This window comes from Psychrobacter sp. H7-1, from assembly GCF_904846585.1.
Lineage (GTDB): Bacteria > Pseudomonadota > Gammaproteobacteria > Pseudomonadales > Moraxellaceae > Psychrobacter > Psychrobacter raelei.
In genome coordinates, this window is record NZ_CAJHBH010000065.1 from 1 (window position 1) to 7487 (window position 7487).

Genomic DNA, 7487 nt, shown 5'->3' on the forward strand with positions numbered 1-7487 from the left:
TCATGAAGGAGCTCGATGTACGTGGGACTATTGGTTATGTAAACAATCATCAAGAAACCATCAAATTGGTCGAAGATGGCTTAGTGAACCTTGAGCCCTTTATTACTCAACGTATCAAATTGGATGACTTGATTGCTAAAGGCTTTGAGACTTTAATTCACAACAATGAATCAGCAGTGAAAATTATTGTGAACCCGAACCTGTAAATAGTAAGGCAAGGGATATCCGGCTAGCTAGGTGGTTTTAATCCGTACGTTAGAATTTACCAAACCTCAAGTTGCCCAAATCTACCTAGGAAGCCTTAGACACACTGATCCCTGCTGTCAATCCCGTACACTTAAACTTGGGAGATTTTAATCAGACAACTGGCGGAAGTTTTTTAGGGTATACCCTAGCGGAACCGACGTAAAAGCCACAAAAACCTATTAACAGACTACCTAAAACAGACCACTATAAGAGAACCGCTTATAACAGACTGTTCTAGGTGGTCAGTTTCTCTCGCTATTTTGAGAAATCGTATTCCTCTTCATTCCCATCTAAATACTCACGTATAGGGCGTTTTTTACTGAATTTAGAAGCGTCCTTCTTGATCTCACCGACTATAAAGTCGCTGTATGCTGACCAGCTCTTACCAGCGTCGCCTTTAGCAAGACCGCTATATGTACTTATAAACTCTTTATGCCGACTGATACGCCACAGCTGCTTATCAGACAACCCATCAATAGTGAACATATCACCGTTGTCAACATCGCGAGCTTCAGCTACCTGTCCAGTTTTGGGTTTTTTCTTCTCATGAACTACAAATTTAAAGCCTGTAATACTGCGGCCTTTCTTTACGTTATCATATTTTACTTTCAGATCGGACTTCTCATTAATTTCATTAATGGCCAAGTCCAACACTCGCTTCTTAAAGTCATTCATTCTTTTATATTCATTCACACCTAGCCCCATTTGTTGTCGAAAGACCCCTAATTCAAAACAAGGCGTTTTTTTGGCGGCGCGCCATTGGGTAAGTAACTCATAGAGGCGCACTGAATAAACACTATCAAATTGTGTAGTTTGCTCTAACAAATAGGAAGTGAAAAACTGCTCCAGCCCATCAATACGGCTAATCCCTTCTACTACGGCAAGCGTAAAAACTAGATCTATTGCGCCCTCACCATCATGGTATTGAACTTGCTGTAACCAGCGGCTTTTGATTGGCTTACCATTAATATCCTGATAGGTAAAACGTCTATTAAACAAGGTTTCTTCTGCTTCCTTCATTCGAGCATAGGCATTCTGTCGTGAAGTGCCAAAGGCTTCTGCGTAACGAGAGGCATCGATACGTAAAGGTTTATCAGTGCTTAATCCCGTAGCAGTTTCTCTAGCATCGACTATAGCTAGTTGAATAATTCGAACCTCAGATAACGATAATGTTTGTAATGCTTGATTTAACTGATTAGTCTTTACTACTAAGTCTTGCTTCTTATTCATTGGCTTTATCCTAGTATGTTTAAACCCTACCTTATATTAAGTGACTTATTATTACAAGTCACTTTAGTGACAAATATACAAGAGTCTCATAATGGTAAGTAAACGTCGTTTAAAAGACAAAGAAAAACTTGTCTCATAATGGTAACTAAACGTCACCTTATTGGTAACTAAACGTCACCTTATTGGTAACTAAACGTCACCTTATTGGTAACTAAACGTCACCTTATTGGTCTTACATCCCTTATACCGCAAGGCCTGTAGCGAGCTTAAAAGCATTTAAAAGCATTTAAAAGCATTAAAAGCATTTTTGGTTGTGGATAAGCTTAAAAAACAAAGGGTTATTTTTAATGGTTGATTTAGGAAGTAAGTTACTTAAATTTGCATAGCTTTGATTTGCTATAGAACGAACTCTTCTCATCTTCAAAACAGTCTTTGGGGTCAATCCTCGCATAGTGACCATCTTGTCCACTTATTTTGACAATGTTATGAGCCACACCAGCCTTTTCCAGATATTGATAATCATCTTGACGTTTTGCTATCTCGCTTTTGCTAGGAATAAACAGCCAAGCTGCTCCAGAGGCTAATGCTAATACCACAACAACCATAACGACCAAAGTTAGTATTAATTGACGGCCAAACTCTCGTTTAACGTTATCCAGCATCTGCTTGGAGGCATCTACATTTAGCTCAGCTATCTTGTCTTTAGTATCGTCAAGGTTACTAGCAACACTGGTAACAGAGGTCTGTATCTTCACTAAGTCTTTATTAAGCAGCTTTGTTGTTTTTAAGAACGTATCACTCGCATCAGTGATGTGCTTAGTGAAGCCTTCATCAATACGCTTGTGATAGTTGTCTTCATTGTTTTTAAAGACGGTTGCAATCTCTTTGTTAATGGCTTCAACAAATTCAGTTTGCAGTAAGGTTTCTTTGTTTTGATAGGTTTTTAACAGTGAGGTCAGTTCCTTTGCCCAATTAGCAATATCTTGCGCTTGTTTAAAATGCGCGTGGTTTAAGTTTGAGCTGTCAATCAGCTGCTTATCTATTTTTTTGGTATACGTTTGAAGCGTAATTAGTAGGTCTTCTAATGAAATAGAGAGGTCTTTTTCTTGGATAGAGAGGTCTTTTTCTGGCATGGATCGTTCCTAGTCGCTAATTGTGATGCTATTTGGCCTCTAAATGGCGCTGTGGGCGTTTTTAGGGTGGTTTATACGTTATTGGTACCCTAGCATCAAAATGGCGCTGTGGGATGCCTGAGAAGCCTCTGAGGTGATTCTATGCGACCGTCAGTGTCGTTTAGTATTGCTTGTGGGCTTAAAAGCCAGGACTCATGCCTCGGCTGCGGTTGATATCACGGCTATAACCGGTGATTTCAGTGGCTACCGTTCGCATTTGGCGCTGGTGTTCGGGGCTGAGGGCGCTTTGTTGTCGATCTTTGATGTCATCAAAGACGCGCTCTAAGGTTTTGGTGTGTGCTTTTCTTGTCGATAGGTCGCTTATAGACTTGATGTGATCAAGCAGCTGCTGGCTGTGGCCGATAATGTGGCTGCCAATTTCATGCTGTTCACGGTCTGCAAGCTGTTTTTGGTGGTCAGTGGTACTCGGCTCACTGCGGTAGCGCTGCCATGCGCTCATTTGCTGATCAAGATGCAGGAGGGTGTTTAGGTGTTGGCCAAAGTCGCTTTTTTGGTCGATGATTTTTAGAAGCCTGTGCTGACTCGATAGCTCTTGATGCGAGATATGGTCGTGTTGCGCCTTAAAGCCGGCTTCTTCGTCTGCTCTTTTGGCGCGTTGCTGCTCAAGCTTTGCTTGACGCGCTTCTTCTTGCGCTAATAGGCGCTCACGCTCCTTTTGGTCGGCCATGTCGCGCTGCTGCTGAGCAATACGCCGTTTTTCAAGCGCCTCAGCCGCTTCCTTAGCAATCTGGCGCTGAATACGCACCTGTTTGACGCGCTCAACTACTGATTCAGCTTGCTCCAGCTCATCATTACTGTCCTGACTGGGTTTATACTTCGGTGTGGGGGCAGCTGGGACGATAAATAACTGTTTTTCGCGCAGATCGGCAAGTTCGCGTGTCCGTACTAGATGGTTGCGCTCATTGATCATCAGGTTAATCTCACCTCTGATTGTGGCCGGTGTTTCGTCTATCTCGTAAACCTCACCTTTCTTGTTTGCTTGTTCTGCTTTTTCTCGCTCACTCTCGTATTTGTCACGCTCTAGTTTTGTCGCCACCGAACCCATTTTAAGCTGCGGCTCAATGTCTTTGCCTTGATCGGCATAGCTGCGCGAATCAATCAGCTCATGGTCATACTCGGCCAGTTTTTCATTAGCGATCTGCTCCCACAGTTGCCGTACTTCTTTGATTTCAACATTGACGCGCTCAAAGCCAAGCTCACGTCGCTTATTATCTGACAGCTCAATGGTCGCCTTATCGGTCAGTACAATCTCGTTATTATCGTCAAGTTCAGCACAGCGCGTGGTAAACATGATATGAGCATGGAAGTTGCGAGGATCAGCCCCTCGCTCAATCTCTCTTTGCGTAGGCTTGTGAATGGCGCAATCAGCAATCGTGCCGTAACGATCCGCAAGCGTTTGGGCGAACTGGTGCGCGATGGATTTTCGGTCTTCTGCGCTTAACTCATGCGGCAAGTTCACCAGCCATTCGCGAGCCACACGCGCATCTTTACGCTTCTCGGCAGCCTCTGCCTTATTCCATAAATCACTGCGTGAAATATCAGTATAAGCAGAAGCCAATGCTGTCGGTAAAATAATATCGGCACTCATAACGCCTGAGCGTTTAGAGTAATCATGCGTCTTACCGTATCGCTTATCTTCCAATTCACAACCAGCACGATAGCTCGCAGAAGCAACGGCGCTTTGTCCACTACTGCGAGATATGGATTTGGTTGATGCGATAAAAATAGCCATTTTCTACTGCTCTACTTTTTGGTTTTTAACATTGCGTCTTTTTGCAATGTTGGGGGTGTGGGGGCTTGCCCCTGCCGATGTTTTGATTTTATAAATGGTTGACCGATAGGGATAAACATTTGTAAAGTCGAAAACTCGCACTTAGTCAGTGGGACTCAACCATCCGTCAATTAACTATATCACAACTGATTGTTAGGATATGGTTATTTTGCTATAGTCGAAAAATGAAAAAATTGTAGTTTAGGAGAAAGTTATGAGCTTGCTTGGTGGTAATGATTTAAAGGAACAGCAAAAAATTAATGAGCTTGAACTTAAGATAAATAGGGAGAAACAGAAGTTAGATAAGAAGCTGACACGACAGAAAATACTATTGGGTGCATTCTTAATTGACATGTTAGAAGGCAGTAAGCTCAATGGATTAAAATCTTATACAGTTGATAACTTAGAAGCTTTCTTGACAAGGAAAGGCGATAAGGAGTTAATGGCTGAGGTTATAGAAAAGTTGAGAGATCAAGAGAGGCTCTCGAATAATAAGACGGATAATAGTTATCCAAATATTAATAATAGGAGTTAGTATGAAAAAATTTACTTTAGAAATAAATGAAGATGAACTGAGTATGATTAGATTATCTTTGTCAGCTGCTTTAAATGACTTTAGATCTACAAGAGTAAAGTATGATATGAAGGATCTTTTAGAGGACACCGCAGTCTACCCGTTCGCTGAACAAGAAGATAAGATTTTAAAGATTGATAAGCGCCTTAGGAGCTTGCAAGATAATCAATAAGGAAATATTTGCTAAAATCAAAAAAAGAAAACCCTGCACAAAGGCAGGGTTTTCGCATCTGTCTAGAGGGGAGGTGTTAACCTACGATACCCCTAGCTCACGATTTTATTATAAGGCTTTCTAAGTATGAATTCAACTGTTAATGGGCAAAGAGTTAAGGGGACTATATCTCCACCAAGACTATCTACTTACGAAAGAGAAACTTCCAACCTTCAAGATGCCTTAGAATTGTATCTGTGGAACGCAAACACATCGGGCGCGTTCTTTCCTTGTTTGCATATTTGTGAGGTTACTATTAGAAATGCTGTTTCAGAGGTATTATTTAAACTACACGGTAACCAATGGCCTTGGGATAATGGCTTTGTGAACACTTTACCTAATCCTAGGAAGGGTGACAATCCAAGAAGAAATTTAGAGTATGCGAGAGACAAATCATCCGATGTGAACAAAGTAATACCTGAACTGAGTTTTGTATTCTGGCAAAACATGCTTACCAGTCGTCATGATGACCGATTATGGTTGCCTCATTTTAGAAGCACTTTTCCCAATACAGATAATAATATTGGAATAAAAACTTTGAGAGGGGAAATGCATAAAGATTTAGGAAGAATTCGAAAGTTAAGAAATCGTATAGCGCACCATGAGCCGATATTTAGCAGGAAACTGGATGAAGATTACGAAGCGATAATTAAAGTAATAGGATATAGGTGTGAGGATACAGCTCAATGGTTGAACCTAAACCAAAATGTCACCTCATTGTTGAATAGCAAACCTTAAATGCTAATATTTTTCAAATGCCGTTAATAATCTAAATGGCAGTTACACAGAATCTGGGATGGTCTCTGATGCTAAAGAAGTGCTGGTTGTCTTTGACAAAGGCGTACCTGATTAGCTTTGCTTTGCGAAGTACGCTGTCGCCTTTTTTAGGATCTCTCGTTTCTCTTCAGCTACTTTAAGCTGCCGCTTGAGCTGCTTTATTTCCTGAATAGCTGCCATAAGATTAGGATCATACTGCTCAGTTCCTGCAAGTTTGCCTTGATTAGCTTTATTGTGCCAATTAGATAACGTTTGCATCTCTATTTCGAGCTGCTGAACAGTTGCACTCAAGTTACGATTGTTGTCTGTTATCTTTTTGACAGCTTCTACTACAAATTGACTGCCATGTTATGCCCTTTTAATGCCATAAATCTGATATCGTTCTCTTAGGCTTATATGTGTGTAGCTCACGGTTGCAATCTTGCTTTGGCAGTGGATAATGATTTTGAGGTTAGGGCATCTATGCCTATTTTTTATCTGCTCAGCCAAATATTTACAATCATCCATTATGGCTACGTTTGATGCCAGCATAATTTTTGATGCACCATCCAATATTTTTTTAATGACAATCAAAGGAGATTTATATGAAAGCGGCACGTTTTTATGACAAAGGCGATATTCGTATTGAAGATATTCCAGAGCCTACTGTAGAGTCGGGTACCGTTGGAATCGATGTCGCTTGGTGTGGCATCTGTGGTACCGACTTGCATGAGTTTATGGAAGGTCCTATTTTTATTCCCCCTTGCGGTCATCCTCACCCAATCTCAGGAGAGTCTGCCCCAATCACTATGGGTCATGAATTCTCAGGCGTCGTTTATGCTATTGGTGAGGGTGTTGATGATATTGAGATCGGTCAGCATGTCGTGGTTGAACCATATATTATCGCTGATGATGTTTCTACCGCGCCTGGTGAGAATTATCACTTATCAAAAGATATGAACTTCATTGGTCTTGGTGGTCGCGGTGGTGGTTTGTCTGAAAAAATTGCGGTCAAGCGCCGCTGGGTACATCCTATCTCTAATAAAATACCATTAGATCAAGCAGCCTTGATTGAACCGTTAGCCGTTGGCTATCATGCTTTTGTGCGCAGTGGCGCCAAAGCAGGTGATGTTGCTTTGGTCGGTGGCGGTGGTCCGATTGGATTGTTATTGGCGGCAGTTTTAAAAGCCAAAGGCATTACCGTCATTCTCACTGAATTGAGTACCAAGCGCAAAGAGAAGGCTAAAGAAAGTGGGATTGCCGATTACATTTTAGATCCGACTGAAGTAGATTTGACTGAAGAAGTCATGATGCTTACGGATAACCGCGGTGTGGACGTGGCTTTTGAATGCACCAGCGTCAATAAGGTATTGGACTCGCTGGTTGAACTTACTAAACCTACTGGTGTGGTTGTGATTGTCTCTATCTGGAGCCACCCAGCTTCCGTAAATGTACATAGCGTAGTCATGAAGGAGCTCGATGTACGTGGGACTATTGGTTATGTAA

General features: G+C 41.7%; 7 protein-coding genes and 2 pseudogenes. 5 read left to right on the forward strand and 4 right to left on the reverse strand.

Going from position 1 to position 7487, the window contains the following annotated elements; all coding sequences use genetic code 11:
• A pseudogene (locus JMX92_RS12745) lies at positions 1-206 on the forward strand (butanediol dehydrogenase); the annotation flags it as partial.
• A 295-nt stretch (positions 207-501) separates the two neighbouring features.
• Here the strand turns inward: JMX92_RS12745 and repM are convergent.
• The 3 genes from repM to JMX92_RS12760 all read right to left on the reverse strand — a co-directional run bounded on the left by repM (position 502) and on the right by JMX92_RS12760 (position 4401).
• Entirely contained in the window at positions 502-1476 is a 975-nt protein-coding gene (gene repM / locus JMX92_RS12750) for a replication initiation protein RepM (protein WP_133378671.1), read from the reverse strand.
• 368 nt (positions 1477-1844) lie between these two features.
• On the reverse strand, positions 1845-2609 hold the full coding sequence (locus tag JMX92_RS12755; protein WP_201546022.1) for a hypothetical protein: 765 nt from the start codon (positions 2607-2609) through the stop codon (positions 1845-1847).
• A gap of 178 nt (positions 2610-2787) precedes the next feature.
• A complete protein-coding gene (locus JMX92_RS12760) occupies positions 2788-4401 on the reverse strand; it encodes a MobA/MobL family protein (protein ID WP_201546024.1) in 1614 nt (537 codons plus the stop codon).
• Between the two features lie 253 nt (positions 4402-4654).
• Here JMX92_RS12760 and JMX92_RS12765 point away from each other — a divergent pair, with 253 nt between their 5' ends.
• The 3 genes from JMX92_RS12765 (at position 4655) to JMX92_RS12775 (ending at position 5963) form a co-directional block, all read left to right on the forward strand.
• Positions 4655-4975 (forward strand): hypothetical protein, encoded by a 321-nt coding sequence (locus tag JMX92_RS12765; RefSeq protein ID WP_205703359.1) that lies wholly within the window; start codon positions 4655-4657, stop codon positions 4973-4975.
• A 1-nt stretch (position 4976) separates the two neighbouring features.
• Positions 4977-5186: a hypothetical protein gene (locus JMX92_RS12770; protein WP_133378699.1), complete on the forward strand. Its 210-nt coding sequence runs from the start codon at positions 4977-4979 to the stop codon at positions 5184-5186.
• A 126-nt stretch (positions 5187-5312) separates the two neighbouring features.
• Positions 5313-5963, forward strand: coding sequence for an Abi family protein (locus tag JMX92_RS12775; protein ID WP_133378698.1), 651 nt, complete (start codon positions 5313-5315; stop codon positions 5961-5963).
• Positions 5964-6030: 67 nt separating this feature from the next.
• Here JMX92_RS12775 and JMX92_RS12780 read toward each other — a convergent pair.
• Positions 6031-6314 (reverse strand): annotated as a pseudogene (locus JMX92_RS12780) (IS3 family transposase); the annotation flags it as partial.
• A gap of 272 nt (positions 6315-6586) precedes the next feature.
• On the opposite strand from JMX92_RS12780, the gene JMX92_RS12785 reads away from it, so the two are divergent.
• Positions 6587-7487, forward strand: a 901-nt coding sequence (locus JMX92_RS12785) for a zinc-binding dehydrogenase (protein WP_201546026.1), incomplete at its 3' end; no start/stop codon positions are given.

Excerpts from the sequence above, each read along its gene's own strand:
- JMX92_RS12765 (WP_205703359.1), top strand. The coding sequence starts at position 4,655 with ATGAGCTTGCTTGGTGGTAATGATTTAAAGGAACAGCAAAAAATTAAT.
- JMX92_RS12775 (WP_133378698.1), top strand. The coding sequence starts at position 5,313 with ATGAATTCAACTGTTAATGGGCAAAGAGTTAAGGGGACTATATCTCCA.
- repM (WP_133378671.1), bottom strand. The coding sequence starts at position 1,476 with ATGAATAAGAAGCAAGACTTAGTAGTAAAGACTAATCAGTTAAATCAA.
- JMX92_RS12760 (WP_201546024.1), bottom strand. The coding sequence starts at position 4,401 with ATGGCTATTTTTATCGCATCAACCAAATCCATATCTCGCAGTAGTGGA.
- JMX92_RS12770 (WP_133378699.1), top strand. The coding sequence starts at position 4,977 with ATGAAAAAATTTACTTTAGAAATAAATGAAGATGAACTGAGTATGATT.
- JMX92_RS12755 (WP_201546022.1), bottom strand. The coding sequence starts at position 2,609 with ATGCCAGAAAAAGACCTCTCTATCCAAGAAAAAGACCTCTCTATTTCA.